This window comes from Vibrio sp. 2134-1, from assembly GCF_033339495.1.
In genome coordinates, this window is sequence record NZ_JAWOUS010000008.1 from 173,075 (window position 1) to 190,192 (window position 17,118).

At 46.8% G+C, this 17,118-nt stretch carries 11 protein-coding genes; 8 read left to right on the forward strand and 3 right to left on the reverse strand.

Annotation, left to right across the window (positions count from 1 at the left end):
* The first annotated feature begins 219 nt into the window (after positions 1-219).
* From R7R78_RS11790 to fecE, 6 genes are all read left to right on the forward strand, one after another.
* On the forward strand, positions 220-2,256 hold the full coding sequence (locus R7R78_RS11790) for a TonB-dependent receptor (RefSeq protein ID WP_025768678.1): 2,037 nt from the start codon (positions 220-222) through the stop codon (positions 2,254-2,256).
* A 120-nt stretch (positions 2,257-2,376) separates the two neighbouring features.
* The gene (gene pvuA / locus R7R78_RS11795; RefSeq protein WP_225473629.1) at positions 2,377-4,515 is read left to right on the forward strand and encodes a TonB-dependent siderophore vibrioferrin receptor PvuA; all 2,139 of its coding nucleotides are present in this window, start codon (positions 2,377-2,379) and stop codon (positions 4,513-4,515) included.
* Positions 4,516-4,616: 101 nt separating this feature from the next.
* Positions 4,617-5,540, forward strand: a complete 924-nt coding sequence (locus R7R78_RS11800) for a Fe(3+) dicitrate ABC transporter substrate-binding protein FecB (RefSeq protein ID WP_225473632.1) — start codon at positions 4,617-4,619, stop codon at positions 5,538-5,540.
* A 74-nt stretch (positions 5,541-5,614) separates the two neighbouring features.
* Positions 5,615-6,574, forward strand: coding sequence for a FecCD family ABC transporter permease (locus R7R78_RS11805; protein ID WP_334458728.1), 960 nt, complete (start codon positions 5,615-5,617; stop codon positions 6,572-6,574).
* Positions 6,571-7,542 (forward strand): FecCD family ABC transporter permease, encoded by a 972-nt coding sequence (locus R7R78_RS11810; protein WP_047102431.1) that lies wholly within the window; start codon positions 6,571-6,573, stop codon positions 7,540-7,542. Before R7R78_RS11805 ends, R7R78_RS11810 begins: the two co-directional genes overlap by 4 nt.
* A 2-nt stretch (positions 7,543-7,544) precedes the next feature.
* Positions 7,545-8,309 (forward strand): Fe(3+) dicitrate ABC transporter ATP-binding protein FecE, encoded by a 765-nt coding sequence (gene fecE, locus R7R78_RS11815; protein ID WP_213905526.1) that lies wholly within the window; start codon positions 7,545-7,547, stop codon positions 8,307-8,309.
* Between the two features lie 117 nt (positions 8,310-8,426).
* Here the strand turns inward: fecE and R7R78_RS11820 are convergent, their stop codons facing one another.
* Positions 8,427-10,313 carry a methyl-accepting chemotaxis protein gene (locus R7R78_RS11820; RefSeq protein WP_005383451.1) on the reverse strand — a complete coding sequence of 629 codons (1,887 nt, stop codon included), beginning with the start codon at positions 10,311-10,313 and terminating at the stop codon, positions 8,427-8,429.
* A 364-nt stretch (positions 10,314-10,677) separates the two neighbouring features.
* On the opposite strand from R7R78_RS11820, the gene R7R78_RS11825 reads away from it, so the two are divergent.
* Positions 10,678-13,428, forward strand: a complete 2,751-nt coding sequence (locus R7R78_RS11825; RefSeq protein WP_225473636.1) for a M16 family metallopeptidase — start codon at positions 10,678-10,680, stop codon at positions 13,426-13,428.
* An 87-nt stretch (positions 13,429-13,515) separates the two neighbouring features.
* Here R7R78_RS11825 and R7R78_RS11830 read toward each other — a convergent pair whose 3' ends face one another.
* Both R7R78_RS11830 and R7R78_RS11835 read right to left on the reverse strand, forming a co-directional pair.
* The gene (locus tag R7R78_RS11830; protein WP_138939491.1) at positions 13,516-13,968 is read right to left on the reverse strand and encodes a bactofilin family protein; all 453 of its coding nucleotides are present in this window, start codon (positions 13,966-13,968) and stop codon (positions 13,516-13,518) included.
* Positions 13,872-14,825 carry a M23 family metallopeptidase gene (locus R7R78_RS11835; protein WP_005374721.1) on the reverse strand — a complete coding sequence of 318 codons (954 nt, stop codon included), beginning with the start codon at positions 14,823-14,825 and terminating at the stop codon, positions 13,872-13,874. Before R7R78_RS11835 ends, R7R78_RS11830 begins: the two co-directional genes overlap by 97 nt.
* Before the next feature lie 427 nt (positions 14,826-15,252).
* Here R7R78_RS11835 and R7R78_RS11840 point away from each other — a divergent pair, with 427 nt between their 5' ends.
* Complete coding sequence (locus tag R7R78_RS11840) at positions 15,253-17,007, forward strand: hypothetical protein (protein ID WP_225473638.1); 1,755 nt, start codon at positions 15,253-15,255, stop codon at positions 17,005-17,007.
* Positions 17,008-17,118 lie beyond the last annotated feature (111 nt).

Below are 17,118 nucleotides of genomic sequence, written 5' to 3' on the forward strand. Positions count from 1 at the left end.
AACGTTGATAAAGTCGCTCACGGTCGTCTTCCAATGTGCCTCTCGCGAGACGGAGGGCAGAAGTTTTAGTGTTTATTGTTATTATGTTTGGTTTTTTTTGTTGTTAGTTGTGTTTTTAGGGTAAATAAATATAGAGCATAAAATTAATATTGCAAATAGAAATAATATTTGTTCTTATTTCCATCCGTTGGCTTTATAACAACTAAACGGAATTATGGAATGAATAAATTATTGACCCTGACCCCCTTGGCGGTCGCGATTGGTTCTTCACTAGTAGCACCAAGCGCAGTGGCTTCAGAAGAGACGAACTCAACCTCATCAGCAACTGAAACGATTCAAGTCTTCGGGCATCAGTACGAAGGTTATGCTGAACACATGCCTCAATCAGGCACCAAAACCGATGTGGAATGGCTTGATGTGCCACAAGCGGTATCCGTAGTTACGAAAACAGAAATGCAAGACCGAGGCGCGGTGCGCTTAGTGGATGCGCTAGATGGGGTAGCCGGGGTCAATAACACCTTGGGCGAAGGCAGCCGCGATCAGTTCATGATCCGTGGTTTTGATTCACTCAACGATATGTACCGTGATGGCTTGCGAGATGACGGTACGTTGCAGTCTTACCGCAGCTTAGCGAACGTTGAACGCGTTGAAATTGTGAAAGGCCCTGCGGGTGCTTTGTATGGCCGTGGTTCGGCTGGGGGCATCATCAACTTGGTGACGAAACGCGCTAACGGTGAGAATTTTACTCACGTAAACGGTAGTGTAGGCAGCAACAACCAATATGTTGGTCAGGTCGACAGCTCAATGGCGTTTACAGATAAGGTCAACGGGCGTATTAACTTGGAATACCGTCAAGCCGACTCGTACGTTGATCATGTTGATTCAAACGATTTCTTCATTGCACCGACCATTCGTGTGTTACCAGCGGAAGGTCACACCATTGATATTGACGTGGAATACGCCCATCAAGAACTAGTGCCGTATCGTGGTGTGCCATCAAAAAATGGCAAGCCAGTTGATTTGCCAGTAAGCACTTACTTTGGCGGCACAAACGACTATCAGGAGTCAGACAGTCTCCGTATTGCGGTGGATTACGAATGGCGTCTGAATGATCAATGGGTATGGAACAACCGAGCGGCGTTCAACCATATCGAACTTGAGCAAAAAGGCACGCGTCAGGGCAAAGTGACGGGTAATGAAGTGTCTCAAACCGTTAACAACTTTGGTTACGATCCACGTACTACGACCACTTTACAATCTGAGTTGGTTTGGGAAACCAGGGACAATCAATTGATGGTGGGTGCAGATTTCAACCAGATCGATATCGACCTAACGTTGGCAAGTGACAAAACGCTTCCTCCGCAAAATATCTACGACCCAGTCGTTGGTCCAACGCCTGATCCGGGCTTTAAGCCATTTCGTGACAATACCACCACCACGACAGGTTTGTATGTGCAAGACGTCTATACGTGGGGTGACCTTTCTTTGATCGGTAACGTGCGTTACGACTCGATGGAGCTAGAACAACAAAAAGCGGGCTCAGATAAGGAAAAATTGGATGATGACAAAGTCAGCTACCGTGCTGGTTTGGTATACCGCATCAATTCCGACACATCCGTATACGCCAGTTTAGCGCGCTCTTGGCAGTTACCGTACGCTGGTATCTACATCAATCCAAAATTGGCGGAATTCTTCCACACCGACTTAAAAGAGGTGGGTGCGAAAGCGTACCTTTTGGATAACGCATTAATGTTGAATGCGGCACTGTTCCAGATTGATCAAGAGCAACCACAAACTAACGTGGACGGCGATGTGATCGATAAAATTGAAGTGCGTCACCAAGGCATTGAATTAGAGGCTCGCGGCCAAATCACCAAACAGTGGGACATCTCTGTGGGTTACAGCTACTTGGATGCGGAAGACAAAGCCACAGGCAAAAAGCCTAACGATGTATCAGACCACTTGTTCTCTCTTTGGAGCACTTACCAATTGGATGACAACTGGCGTTTAGGCGGTGGTGTGAAGTACGTGGGCGACCGTTATGCAGGGAACGACGAAGCCGTCGCACTTGGCGATTACACAACGGTGGATTTGATGGCGGCGTACACCACTGGTCGTCACAAAATCCAAGCGAACGCTTACAACATTTTGGATGAGAAATACATTCTTGGCGCAACAAACGGCACGTCTGGCTTAAACCAGATTGGCTACGGCGCACCAGCCGAGTTCATGCTCAGCTACGGATATCAGTTCTAGGCTTTTTGTGCGTAGTTAGCGCCTGTTAGCCGATTTTTTCCTCATATTGAGGATGTTTAGCCCCGAGAGCCTACGGGATGTATTCTGCCCGAGGCTCAATTTCTCGCAAAGGAGATCTTAATGTCTTACCAGAATTTGGATGGTAAAGTGCGTGTACGTGCTGGTTTGTCTACCACTTACAGTGTGCTTGCGATTGCAATCGCTTCTGCCACATCCATGAGCGCGGTTGCCGCTCCTGCTAAAAAAGAACAAACTACCGCGATGGAAACTGTCGTTGTCACTGGTAGTGTGATTGGTAACTCTGAAATTGAAGACGTCAAAGAGTACCCTGGTGCTCGTACCGTCATTACCCGTGATCAAATTGAGAAAACCGCCGCAGGTTCGATTGATAACGCGCTGCAGCGCGTGCCGGGTATTAAAGTTCAGGATGAAAGCGGAACGGGCGTATTGCCTAACATTTCCGTACGTGGTTTGAAAGCAAGCCGTAGTGGTCATGCTCAGTTTTTGATGGATGGTGTACCGCTAACACTTGCGCCATATGGTCACACTGGTCAGTCTATCTTCCCAGCAACACTGTCGATGCTTGATCGTATTGACATTGTACGCGGTGGTGCCGCAGTACAGTACGGCCCAAACAACGTCGGTGGTGTGATCAACTTAGTGACCAAACCGATTCCACACACGTGGCAAACTGAAATCAGTAACCGCCTTACCGTGTTTGATGGCGGTGATGCGCCGCTGAATGATTTTTACCTACGCACGGGCGGCTGGTTAAGCGACACATTTGCACTACAGTTGGAAGGTAACTTCCTAAAAGGTGAAAGCTTCCGTGAAAATTCCGATACGGACGTGAAGAACTTCCAAGCCAAAGCACAGTGGCTACTGAGTGACACTCAAGAGATTCAAGCATTCCTGCAACGTTACGATGCTGAAACGCAAATGCCGGGCGCACTTTCGCCACAAGATTACGAGCAAGATCGTCACCAATCGAAACGTCCTTACGATGATTATGAAGGTAAGTCGACGCGCTGGAGTGTTAAGTACATCCACGATTTGCCATTTGCCGACAGTGCTGAGCTAGAAGTGCTAACGTTTGGCCATAAGTCAGAGCGTCTTTTCAAGTGGGGCTTTAACAGCGCGGGTGGCCATTGGGCGGATCCGGCTCTGCCAGCGACGGACGTTCGTACCTCTCCACGTGAATTTACCGTGTATGGTATAGAGCCAAAAATGGCGATGTACTTTGGCGAAGGTAAATCCGTTACTCAAAACTGGATCGTGGGTACCCGTTATGTTAACGAAGACATCGACTACAAACTCACTCAGACTCCAATCGCCGGCGGTGCAACCAGCGTTCCGCGTGATTGGCATTTAGATACGGACGCGTTTGCTGGATACGTTAGCAACGAAATTGGTTTGTTCAATGATACATTGAAGGTAACGCCTGGGTTGCGTGTTGAGTCGGTTCGAATGACGTTTACCGATCGTGGTAAAAAACAAACAGCAGACAACACCGTGACGGAATGGTTGCCAGGTTTGACGGTGGCATACAACTTAACTGATCAGTGGGTGACGTATGCGAACGCGCAAAAATCACTTCGTGCGCCACAAATTGCCTACATCCGAGGCTTGGGTGAAGAAGGTAGCGAACTGGCTTGGAACTACGAAGTCGGCGCGCGTTACACCCAAGATGCGACCAGCTTTAACGCTGCACTTTATCGCATCGACTTTGAAGATCAATTGCAATGGCAAAGCTCAACGCAGACTTTCGATAACATCGGAAAAACACTTCACCAAGGCATAGAGCTTTCTGCTCGTTATGTGCCTGAAGTTCTACCTGCACTGAGTTTAGGCGCAAGCTACAACTATCTAGACGCTACGCTTGAAGAAGAAGGCGCGAATAAAGGTAATCAACTGCCTTACACCTCTAAGCATCAGCTTGGTTGGGATGCAACTTACGCATTTTACGGCATGGACACCACGCTATCGGGCTTCTACTTCAGTGATTCGTATACCGATAACGCCAACACCAGTGCCGAAGATGCAACAGGCGCAACGGGTAAAGTACCATCTTACATGGTGTGGAACTTCAACTTGGGGACGGATTTATACAAAGACGATAAAGGCAAGTTACGCATGAATGTTGCGGTGAACAACTTGTTTGACGAGGAGTATTACTTCCGCGGGATTGATACAAGCCCAGTTGGTCGGTACCCAGCTCCGGGACGCTCTTACACACTGGATCTGAACTATCAGTTTTAAGCGTTTCGTTCACCGAGTTTGAAAAGAAAAGTCGCCAATTTACCTTGGCGACTTTGCCGATCTTAGGTAATGGAAAACTCTTAGCACTGGAAAAAAGCAAGATGAAAAATAAAAAACAATTTACGATCAAACACTTTTCAACCGTTTTGCTGATGCTACTGAGCTCAGCTTTGATGTCATTTAGCGCATTGTCTCAGGCGCGCAGCGTGAAAGATGAGCAAGGCATTTTTGAGCTAGAAGCGATACCTCAACGTATTGTGGTTTTGGAGTTTTCGTTTGTGGACGCTCTGGCGGCCGTCGATGTCTCACCGGTAGGCGTTGCCGATGACAACGATGCCACACGAGTCATCCCTGCTGTTCGTGACAAGATCGAACCTTGGCAATCGGTCGGCATGCGCTCACAACCGAGTTTAGAGGCGATTGCGGTGCTCAAGCCTGATTTGATCATTGCCGATGCCGAACGCCATCGTGCTATTTATCAGGATTTGCAGCGAATTGCGCCAACCTTGCTGTTAAAAAGCCGTGGAGAGACATATCAAGAAAACCTCGAATCTGCACAGAAAATCGGGGTTGCGATTGGCAAGCAAGCGCAAATGACGCAACGCATTGAGCAGCACAAACAGACCATGGCAGAGTTCAAACAGCATTTTTCGACACAAGAAACCATTCAGTTTGGTGTGGTTTCCGACAAAGGGATGTGGCTGCATAGCCGGGTTTCTTACGCTGGCGGCGTTTTGAGCACTCTAGGCATCCAAAGCCCGCTGGCTCCATCTGAGCGCAATGCGTATATCCCAACCAGCTTCGAACTTTTGCTAAAAACCAACCCTGATTGGTTACTAGTTGGACTTTACTCTCAACCAAATATCGTGGATGAATGGCGCAAAAATCCATTATTTAAGCTGTTAACTGCGGCGAAAAAGCAGCAACTGGTAGAAGTCTCTCCGGAACTGTGGTCATTAAATCGCGGCATGTTGGCGGCGGAAGAAATTGCCTGCAACCTTGAAGCGTTATTGGAGCGCTCATGAGTGCGTCGATAATCTCAGAAAGCCCGTCTTCGGTTAGCAAATCGCATTGGAAAGCGAGCTTGTTTGTCAGTGCTATGGCGTTGTGTACGTTGTCAGGCTATACCGCCTCAATGATTGGGTGGTCCAACTTTTCTTTGAGTGTTAATGATCTGACAAGCTATTGGTTTGCGTTTGATGAGGGCAATATGCTGCATCAAATTCTTGCGACGTTGCGCGCTCCTCGCACCTATGCTGGGTTATTGATTGGTGCTTCGCTTGCGGTATCCGGTGTGCTGATGCAAGGGTTAACTCGTAACCCTTTGGCGTCGCCATCCATTCTCGGCATTAATGCTGGTGCGGCGTGTTTTATGGCCTTGGCCTCCATCGGCGTACCATTCTTTAGTCAATTGAACCCCATCATCAACGCAGTATTCGGTGCGCTACTAAGTGGTGGTGCGGTCATGTTGTTGGGCGGTTTTTTCTCCGCGCGTTCTCACCCATTGCGTTTAGTGCTAGCGGGCATTGCCATCAGTGCACTGCTGATAGGGTTAACTCGTGCGTCGGTAATTTTGGCGGATGACATGGCTTACAGCGTGTTGCATTGGTTAACGGGTTCACTCTCTGCGGTAGATTCTGAGCAGTTGCAGCAACTGTGGCCTTTTGCGACTTTAGGTTTGGTGCTCGCCATGGGCTTAGCGCGAAACTTAAATTTACTCGCGTTGGGGGACGAAGTTGCTGTTGGGCTAGGTGGTAACATTCGTCTTACGCGATTTATCAGTGGTTTAGCGGTTGTGCTGTTGGCAGGAACTAGCGTAGCGATTGCTGGGCCAATTGGCTTTGTCGGGTTGTTAGTGCCGCACTTGGTACGCCCGATTGTTGGTCACAACTATCACATTCTCATTCCGGTTTCCGCCTTGTGTGGCGCGGCATTGGTGACGTGGTCAGATGCTTTATCACGAGCGATTGCCTTTCCGGCTGAAACGCCAGTGGGCGTGATTACCGCGCTGTTGGGCACACCTTGCTTTATCGCGATTGCAATGAGGAAATCATCATGATGAATCAAACCAAACTGTTTGCATTAGTTGGATTGTTGCTGATTGCGTCTTCTCTCACGCTGTTTGTTGGCGCGGCGAACATGTCGGCTCAACAGGTTTTTGCATTACTGTTTTCTTTCTCTGACTCGGACTTTGTGATTCACCAATATCGATTACCGAGAATGTTGCTCGCCATTGGCGTGGGCGCTGGGTTGGGGCTGTCAGGCGTTTTAGTTCAAGGCGTCATCCGTAATCCACTTGCCTCACCAGATTTAATGGGGATAAGCGCCGGAGCAGGACTGGCGGCTACCGCTTGTTTGGTGCTGTATCCGAATGCGCCAGTGGCAATGTTGCCGATGGTCGCCATGGCGGGAGGCTTGCTTGCTGCTGGCTTTATTGCTGTGCTGGCTTACTGGTCGAAACCAACACCAGCACGTTTGGCGCTGATTGGTGTTGCTGTCAGCGCATTTTTAGCCAGCGGTATCGATTTTCTTCTGATTGTGCACCCTATTGAAATCAACACGGCGATGGTATGGCTAACCGGCAGTTTGTGGGGACGAAACTGGCAACAAGTGCCGTTTATTTGGAGTGCTTTATTGCTGCTACTACCATTGGCGTTTTGGCTGGCTTGGCGGCTAGATGTTATGGGACTGGGAGAAGAAAGCGCCACTACACTTGGCACGAAACCAAGACAGATCCAAATTATTGCGTTGATTGCTGCCGTGCTATTGGCGAGTATCAGTGTGTCTGTGGCAGGCACGATCAGCTTTGTTGGCCTGCTTGCGCCGCATCTTGCGCGTTTGCTGTTTGGCCACAACCACAAGTTGTTGATTCCAGCCGCTGCAACCCTTGGCGCTTTGTTGGTGATTTGCGCCGATGGTTTAGCGAGAGGCTTACAGCCGCCAATTGAGCTACCAGCGGGAGTGCTGACATCTGTTATTGGCGCACCATATTTCATTTTTCTTTTGTATCGTTATAGAGGTTGGTAAGCATGTTACGAACGCAGAACTTATCCGTCGCGTACGGCAAACAGACCATCATTCCAGATCTCTCTTTGTCGATTCCTCAAGGTAAAATTACCGCACTAGTTGGTCCAAATGGTTGCGGTAAATCGACACTATTAAAAACCTTGGTACGCATCAATAAACCCGCTTCTGGCCAAGTGTTGTATGACGACAAACCACTAAGCAGCTACGGTGATAAACGCTTGGCGCGTTCGTTGTCTTTGCTGCCGCAGATTCTTGTCGGTCCTGAAGGTATTACCGTCAGAAAACTGGTCGAATATGGCCGCTCGCCTTATCTCTCTCATTGGGGCAGGTTAAGTCAACAAGACAAAGCCTTGGTCGAGCAAGCAATGCAAGATACTGGCGTGATTGAGTTTGCTGACAAGCCAGTTGAATCGTTGTCTGGCGGTCAAAGGCAAAGAGCGTGGATTGCGATGGTAATGGCGCAAGATACCGACGTAGTGATGCTTGATGAGCCAACCACTTACTTGGATCTCTCTCACCAAGTTGAGCTGATGAAACTCATGAGGCAGATGAACGACAAAGGCAAAACAGTGGTCGTAGTGCTGCACGATCTAAACCAAGCGTGCCGTTACTGCGATCATTTGGTGGTGTTGGAAAAAGGTCAGTTAGTCACGCAGGGAACACCGCAAGAGGTAATGACAGAAGGCATGTTGTCATCGGTGTTTGATTTACAAGCGAGAGTATTTAATGACCCAATCTCAGGCACGCCGATGTGTGTGGCGGTGTAGGTTTACGTCTTTGGAAAGCTATCTGCAATAAAAACGTCGATCCATAAAAACAAACCCCGCTAGTAACAAAGTTGCTAGCGGGGTTTGTTGTTTTTAAGAGCGTCCTTAATGTGGCGTTTAAGCCAGTTTAAACGTCGCCACTTTCGAGTTGAGATCCTCAGCTTGCGATTTCAGCTCAGCAGATTGATTCATCGATTCTTCGGCACCAACTACCAAGTGATCGGTCACATCTTTAATGGACGTGACATTTTGCGTGATTTCATTGGTTACGTGCGTTTGCTCTTCGGCGGCGGTCGCGATTTGCGTTGCCATATCGCTGATCAGCGCAACGGCCGCGTTGATTTCATCCAGAGCCAGTGCTGCGCGATCTGCATCTTCCACCGAACCTTGCGCGAGCTGAGAGCTTGTATCCATGATGGTCACTGCGCGTTGTGTGGTTTGCTGCAAGGTCTCGATCGTCGAGCGAATCTCTTCGGTTGAGGTGTGTGTGCGTTGTGATAGCACGCGAACCTCGTCTGCAACAACGGCAAAACCGCGACCTTGCTCTCCTGCACGCGCCGCTTCAATCGCCGCATTCAGAGCCAGTAAGTTGGTTTGCTCTGCGATGTCTCGAATCGTTGATAGCACGGTTGAGATGTCTTGCGCGTGCTGGTTGAGCTCACCGATGACAACGCTCGCTTGGTTGACTTCAGAAGACAAATTATTGATGGACGATTTGGAGTTGATCACCAACTCATGACCATTTTGTGTGCTTGCTGAAGAGTCTTGAGCGGCTTTAGCCGTCTGCTCTGCATGTGCGGCAATCTCTTGCGTTGCCGATGCCATTTCGGTCACAGCGGTCGCCACCATAGTGATTTCTTGTTGCTGATGGTTCAGATCAGAAACCGACTGATTCGCGCGAGTCGTGCTCAGTTCTGATTGCTGGCTTAGTTCTTCCGCTTGGTGACGAATATGACCAATAAGCTGCTGTAAACTTTCAACAAACTGGTTGAAGTTTTCAGCCAGTTCACCAACTTCGTCACGGTTTTCTACTTTGATGCGTTGAGTCAGATCGCCGCTACCGTTGGCGATTTGCGCAAGCGCATTCGAAACATTGTAGAGCGGACGGAACAAGATGTTACATAGCAGGTTAAACAAAGCCACACAGATAACGACGACGATAGTGGTTGCGATGATTTGATCCCAAACTGCATCGTAAAGTGGGGCAACCAACGAGTTTTGATCTAACACTGTGACCGTTGTGAGTTTGGTACCCTCTATGTGGCGCGCGTAAATCACATATTCGATGCCGTTAATAGAGACGCGACGTTCTGTACCTGAACGTGCGGCTGACGTAATGTCGTTGTTGTTGAGGCCTAGCTTGCTAACCGGTTGATTCAGCAGTTTACCGTTGTTATGAGTGAAAATATTGCCCTGTTCATTGGCAATAAACATATAACCTTCACCCGGTAGGATCACTTGGTTGAGGCTGTTCAGGATATCACCGATCTCTACGTCAGCACCCAGAACGACGGTTTGACCATGCAATTGCAGGGCTTTACCGAGCGACACCACATTCGCACCAGTTGCAGCAGCAACGGTCGGATTATCCATAAAGACTTTCGATGGATTGGCAATGGCGTTGGTGTACCAGCCCCACTTGCGAGGATCGTTATTACCTGGTGGCAAAACCACCCCATTAGCGTTGTCTTGTGACCCGTCCGGGTAAGCGAGGAAAACGTTATCGAACGCGCCAGAGTCTCGGACTTGTTTCAAATGTGTAACCAGAGAACGTTTCTCTGAATCAGAAGAGAGTGAAGTCAGTGCGCGCTCTTTAGAGAGTAGCCAGTCCTTTACGTATTGATTGTAAGATGCGCTAGTGCTTTCTAGTCGCTGTGCGACTTCGACATCGAGCCTATTTAATGAATCTCGAAAAGACAGCCCCTCTACCAGCACTCCCCCTAGAATGATGGCGGCACTGGCAGAAATTGCCAGTTTGTTTTTTAATGATAGATTTTTGAACATAAAGCGAATAATAGATCTTTGAATAATAGTTGTTGTGTTTTTATTCTCATCAGTGCTCTCTGCGCTGTTGAATATGCAGCAGAAAGTCAGATTCGAATCTGTTCAATAATTATATTTTATTGCTCAAAATAAATACTGACTCCATGTCGCGAATTTGAGTTTTACACCAAATAAGCAAAAGGATTTGGAACGATATTATTTATGTATTTGTAAAGTAAGGATTTGTCGATTTTTGTAAATGAGAATTGATTTCAATAAATGGTGATCTTTATCACATTTGCGTGTCTGATAATCCATTAAAAATGTGAAGGTTATAGCACCGGATATATATTGATTAGCTTAATCATTGTTATGGGCAATCGTTATGCGCAGTATATTGTTAGTCCCCGCGTTATTAGTGTCAGGGTGTGCTCTGATACAACAGTCGACGCCGATTCAACCTGACGCCAACTGGCACGTGGACCAGTTATCGAACGGTATGAAATACCATCTCTATCCAACAGAAGACCAAGAAGTCTCGGTCCGTTTGGTGATGAATATCGGCTCATTCCAAGAAACATCTTCTCAAAAGGGTTACGCTCACTTTGTTGAGCATATGGCGTTTAATGGTAGTGAGCATTTTACCGGTAACGACGTTGTCAAACTTTTTGAGCAATCTGGTGGTAGCTTTGGCGCTGATATCAACGCTTTTACCAGTTATCAGCAAACGTCTTACCAACTTGACCTTGCGAATAATACGAAGCTAGAAGATGCCCTGAAGTGGATGAGAGATATCGGTAACGGACTTGAGTTTGCTCCTGAGCAAGTAGAGAAAGAAAAAGGGGTGATTCTCGGGGAATGGCGACGTGCCAATCCGGATGATAAGTCCTTTTCTATGCATGCTTACCAAGCCTCGATTGAAGGCACTATGTATGGTGAGCATGACCCAATTGGTACTCGCGAAGCGATTCAAAATGCTTCCTCAAGTAAGTTAAAGGCGTTTTACGACAAATGGTACCAGCCACAAAATGCCGAGTTGATTGTGACTGGTAATATCGACGTAGATTCACTGTCCAAGATTATCAAAAGCAAGTTCTCGAACTGGGAAAGTACCTCGGATACGGTAATAGAGAAGCGCCGTGATATTCGAGTGAACAACGAAAACAGAATCTTGCCAAGTAACACGATGGAATCACCAAGTCTTCATTTAGTGATTGAGCGTGGTCTAAGTGGCGGCACGACGATTGAGCAACAACATGAAGTGTGGCGTGATGAAGTCGCAACACAACTCATTCAACAGCGTTTGATCCGTGTACTCAGTGATGCCGCTGAACCTTTTCAATACGCTTATGCAGAGCCCTATTACTCTAACTATCAGCGTATGATGTCGGCAGGGATTTCGTTTGCACCAGATCGCCGCGAACAAATGCACCAGACTTTCATTCGTACCTTGGCGTCGTTGAGAGATTATGGTGCGACTCAATCCGAGTTAGATAGCGTTATGTCAAATTGGCAAGGTGAACTTGCAAATATTGATTCAGATTGGAGTCAGCGTAAGCCAAACAGTTACGCAGAAGCACGTGTTTTTCAAATTGGACAAGACAGTGTCAGCCAATCAAAAGAGAATTATGCCCAGAGTTTGGCAGAATTCATCAACAACGAGAATTTAGAGAGCATTAACACACAATTGGCGGCTTTGTTATCTCAGCAGCCAAGCTTTTTTATTGGTTTGGGGAAAAGCGAAACGTCAGAACAGTTCAATGGTGTATTTGCCGCTCTAAACAGTGCCTATCTTCAAACTGGCGAAAAAACGTTAGAGATGTATGACAAAGTGGATGGATTCTTAAAGCCTACCCAGGAAGGCAGCATCACGAGCATGCGTCAGGAAGCGGGTGGTTTTCAAGTCTATACGCTATCAAACGGTGTCGAAGTGTGGTTCCAAAAAGATACTAAAGCGGGTGGTCGAGCGTATATTTACTATGCGAGCCAAGGTGGTAAAGCCGCTGTTGATCCGACGTTGTATGCCGCTTATGAAATCGCAGCAACAACGGCAATACGCAGTGGGTTAGGGGCATTTTCTGGTTCAGAGCTAGATAGCTACTTACGCAAAAACAACATTGCGCTTGGCGCGATGCTTGATGCGACCAGTCACGGAGCACAAATTACGGCGCCAAATACGCACCTAACTGATGCTTTGAATGGACTATACAACCTAGCGACGGAGATTAAAGTCGACGAGCGCCAGATGGCAGCAGCGAAGCAAGAGTTTAAACAGCAGAGCGGCGCTTTTTTTGAATCACCGATGGGAAAACTGATTCAAAAAGCAAACGGCAATTCTTATTTGCCGGGTAGTCGTCATCGTATAGTGTCCAGTGATGATGTTGAACAAGTGACTTCCGAGCAGATACTAGCGGTGCATGAGCAACTTTTCAAAACCAATGATGGTTTTAAGATGGTTATTGTTGCAAACGTAGAGCCGGAAGAAATTACACCACTTTTGCGTAAATATGTGGCCTCTATCGAAATGAAACCGAGTCGTTCGATTGATTATCACGTTGCGTTTAACCCGGAAGTGCCGGAGCGAACTGTGGTTGCGGATGGGCATGAACCTTCATCGTTGTATGTAATGCGTTTGACTAATACGAGCGATTACCAACGTACGGCAAGAGACACGGTTATCGAAGATATTTTGCAACGTATTAGTAATGCACGTGTTTTGGATATTGTGCGAGAAGAGTCTAGCCTTGATTACAGCCCGAGCATTTACACCATGACACAAGATCGCGAACCCATCTCTGATTGGCTCTTGGAGTCTCAAGTTGAGCCCGAAGACGTGGCACTTTTAGAGAGTAAACTAGGCAAAGTGTTTGATGGTTTAGCGTCAAATATTACCCAAAAAGAAGTGGATACGGCCGCGAAACAACTGGCAGTCGCGATGCAAGGATTGGATGACAACCCAGCACAGAGATCATGGGCATATACTCGTTATTTGGTGCATGATTACGGCGTCGATGTGTTACTTGACGTTGAGAAAGTGGCTAAAAGTGTGACGTTAGATGAAGTGAAAGCGCATGCAAAATCAGCTTTTGGTCCACAGGCAAAACGCTCGGTGATGGTTTTAAATCCGGCCGAATAATCACGTAGTTTCTGACGAAAATCGTGGCAATAGTAATAAAAAAGACGGCGTGAAAGCCGTCTTTTTTAAGCACTTTAATCAAAGCTTTTATGCTGATTTACGCGAAAGTCGCTTTTCATTGTTGGTGTTGTTTTCTTTTGTGATCGCACTGTCTTGAGCCTTACCCTTGAGCGTTACCACTTCTTTTTCAGGTAATTCAGCTGCTTCACCAAAGAATTTGCCACCAGGTTCAATGCTGAGGTTATTGCTCCAGATCCTACCGCTTACGCGTCCCTTGGCAAGTACTTGAATGTGTTCTGCGTGACAGTTTCCGTCCATCATGCCATTAATGATCAGCTGTTTAGCGTAGATTTCACCGTTTACTCGCCCGCTTTCTGCGACAACGAGAGTGCCTTCCACGTTAACTTGACCATCGACGATGCCATCAATCTGGACATCGTTTTCTACTTTGAGTTCTCCGCTAAGAGAACAGCCTTTGGCGATGAGAGTTGAAGCTGCTGAGCTACTCGTTGTTCCACTGTTTTGATTAAAGATTCCCATCGTATTCTTCGCTCCTTAGTAAAAATGTCTTCGAAATCATTAAGGCTCCAATCGACAAATGGTTTCGGATTCAGTGCTCGCCCAACAAATCGCACCTCGTAATGCAGGTGAGGGCCAGAAGAGAGCCCACTGTTGCCGGAAATTGCAATCAGCTGCCCTTTTTTGACGAACTGACCACTTTTTACTTTGAACGCTTTCAAGTGCGAATAAGAACTCGAAAAACCGAAAGAATGTTGTAGCCTGAGGAAGTTACCAGAGCCTTTATTACTGCGGCGGGTGACTTCCACTACCCCATCGGCAGGGGCATAAATTTTGGTGCCGATATTTACGGCAAAATCGAGCCCACGATGCATCTTGGCAACTTTTGTCACCGGATGGATACGCTTACCGAATCCGGAAGATAGTCGTACGTTGCCGACTGGAGAGCCACTTGGTATTTGGTTTAATAACACCATGCGAACGTTTGAGGTTATCGCCGCTGCATCGAGCCTAGCATCCAAGTTATTTGTCGAGGTATGTTCTCCAACCCCAAGCACTTTCTCTAATTCACCCAAACGTTCCGAAACAAGTTGTACCCGTTCTTCCCGTTCTGAAAGGTCATTTTCTAGCTCTGATTTAAGTGTTTTCAGTGTGCTGAGCTCTTCACCCATGGTGCGTGAATGCTCTGTCAATTCAGCTTGTTTTAACGCTGCATTATCAACGCGAGTGTACAAGTGATGAATTAAGATTACGGTCGCGGCCAGAGCAACAACAAAAAAAACGAAAAACGTTTTTATGTTGCGTTGCATCCTTTTACTGAAGTACCAATGTCTTGAGCCATTGATAGTTGATATAGAGATCGTCAACTGGTCTTTCATCGTCTTCTATTGCTCGTATTTGGTATACGTCTCGTCACTGAGTTAGTAGGAATGTAAGGAAAACGAGTAGGGACCGCCAGAGGCAAATTGGAAAGAAGTGTCAGGTCGTGAGGCGTTTTCAGATATTAGATAAAAGACTCAATAAAGATTTAATATTCTGCTGATTTTGGTCGTAATTACTCCAAATCGCTTCATTTAACTGAATATTATGATTTTTAAGGCGGTTATCCGAGAAATTGGATTGTGAATATTGCCAATAGCATCCGCACGCAATTCAACTTACTTCACGGTTTGCCTTATAAATGTTGGATAATTTATCAAACCGACATTCATTACATCGATAACTTGTTTATGATAGCGGTTGATATAAAGCACTATTCATTGGCTTTAAACCTAAGCGTTACATTTCGTTTAGGAACACATAACTATGACAACGGAGTTGGTCGTGAAAAAACTACTATTGGCTACAGCAGTGGTCGCAGCAGCAGGGGGCGCTGGCTACCTGTACCAAAACAATACTACCGCGAGTGATGCAGGCTCACTGTTAACGCAAGTTCCTGCAGATTCACTTATGGTGACGTATCAGACAGAACCTTTTAACCATTATAAATACATGAACGCATTCGGTACGGCGAATCAAGGCTCGATTGCAGAACTTTTTGCCGATGAACCACTGTCTCCACAACAGCAGTTTGCAGTTAACTTATTCGATGGGTACCTAGAGAGTGCTGCGTCGCCAGAAACATTAAAAGCTTATTTGGGCACCGGGGAAAACATTAATCCTGTGTTGTACACAATTGGTATGGTACCGGTGTACAAAGTGGATATTGAAGACCCTGCCGCGTTATGGAAAACACTGGATCATGAAGAGCAGATGAGCGGCGCTAAGCATGAGTTGGTTAAGCTTGGTGACGTCGAGTATCGTCGTTACGAGATGACTGATTCAATTGACCCGCAGGACGGTATTGGCTTGGTTGTAGCCGTGGTTGATAACGTGCTTACGTTAACGGTTGATGTTCCGCAACTGGGCGTTCAAAACCCGATTAAAATGGCATTAGGGCTTGAAGCACCAAGTCAAAATATTGCTGACAGTGGACGCCTTGAGGCGTTGCAAGCCAAATACGGTGAAAACAACAACTCTTTTGGTTACTTTGATCATCGCGAAGTGATTAAAGGTTTGACGACGAAAGATGGCAATATGTTTGCTCGTCAAATCAGCACGTTGGATGCAATAGATCCTGAACCAACTATTGAGGAAATGCGTTCACCAGCCTGCCATACTGAGCTTACTCAAGTTGCAGAAAACTGGCCTCAGTCCGTCGCGTTTGCAGAATACAAGATGAAAGGCGATCAGGCGTTCATTAAAGGTTCTTTTGTTGTTGAGTCCAACAATAAAGTGATTCTAGATGCGCTCAAGTCGATTCGTGGTGTATTGGCTGAGTCTAAAAGTGATAAGAGTTTCTTTAGTATGGCGCTTGGTTTAGACATTAATACGCTAGCGCCATCGATTGGTCAGATTTGGGCTGACTTGACCCAGCCTCAATATCAATGCTCTTTATTGACACAAATGCAGCAAGAGATGGGCGGCCAGAATCCAGCAGCCGCTGTAAGCATGGGGTCAGGCATGGTTAATGGCCTTAAAGGGTTAAGCCTGCAAATGTTTGATATCAAAGTAGATACTAATGCTCAGCATGGTGAAGTATTTAGCCAGCTAGATGGTATGTTGTCTCTTTCTGCCAATGATCCAATGATGCTTATTCAAACTGCGCAAATGTTCGTTCCTGAACTTGCTCAATTGCAAATTCAACCGGATAACCAACCTGTTAATGTCAGTGAGCTATTAGAAATGCATACTGGCATGAAGGTGGACGTGTTTGCTCGTCTAAACGAAAACCATTTCACTCTTTACAGTGGTGATAGTGCTGCGGAAGCAAGCAAAGATGTGATGGCGCAATCACTTTCTCCAAATGGCTTGTTCAGTTTTGATTTTGATTCAGAGCGTATTTTGGAAGTGCTAGAGAGTGCGTCGTCAATCACTGGGGAGCCGGTTCCGGATGATGTTGTCAAAAGCTTACAAGGCGAGCTTGTTGGTGGTATGACGATGGACGTGACAGACCAAGGTATTGGTTTTGAGTTTGATTACCGTGGTGCAACTAAACCTGTAACGGTTGCACAGCAGTAACACATTGAGTAGAAAAAGGCGGCTTGAAGCCGCCTTTTGTTTTCAGCCCTAAACCACCTACTTCAGTAGGTGGTTATCATCCGTTTCGGCTTTGCCTGTAAAACTACTCAT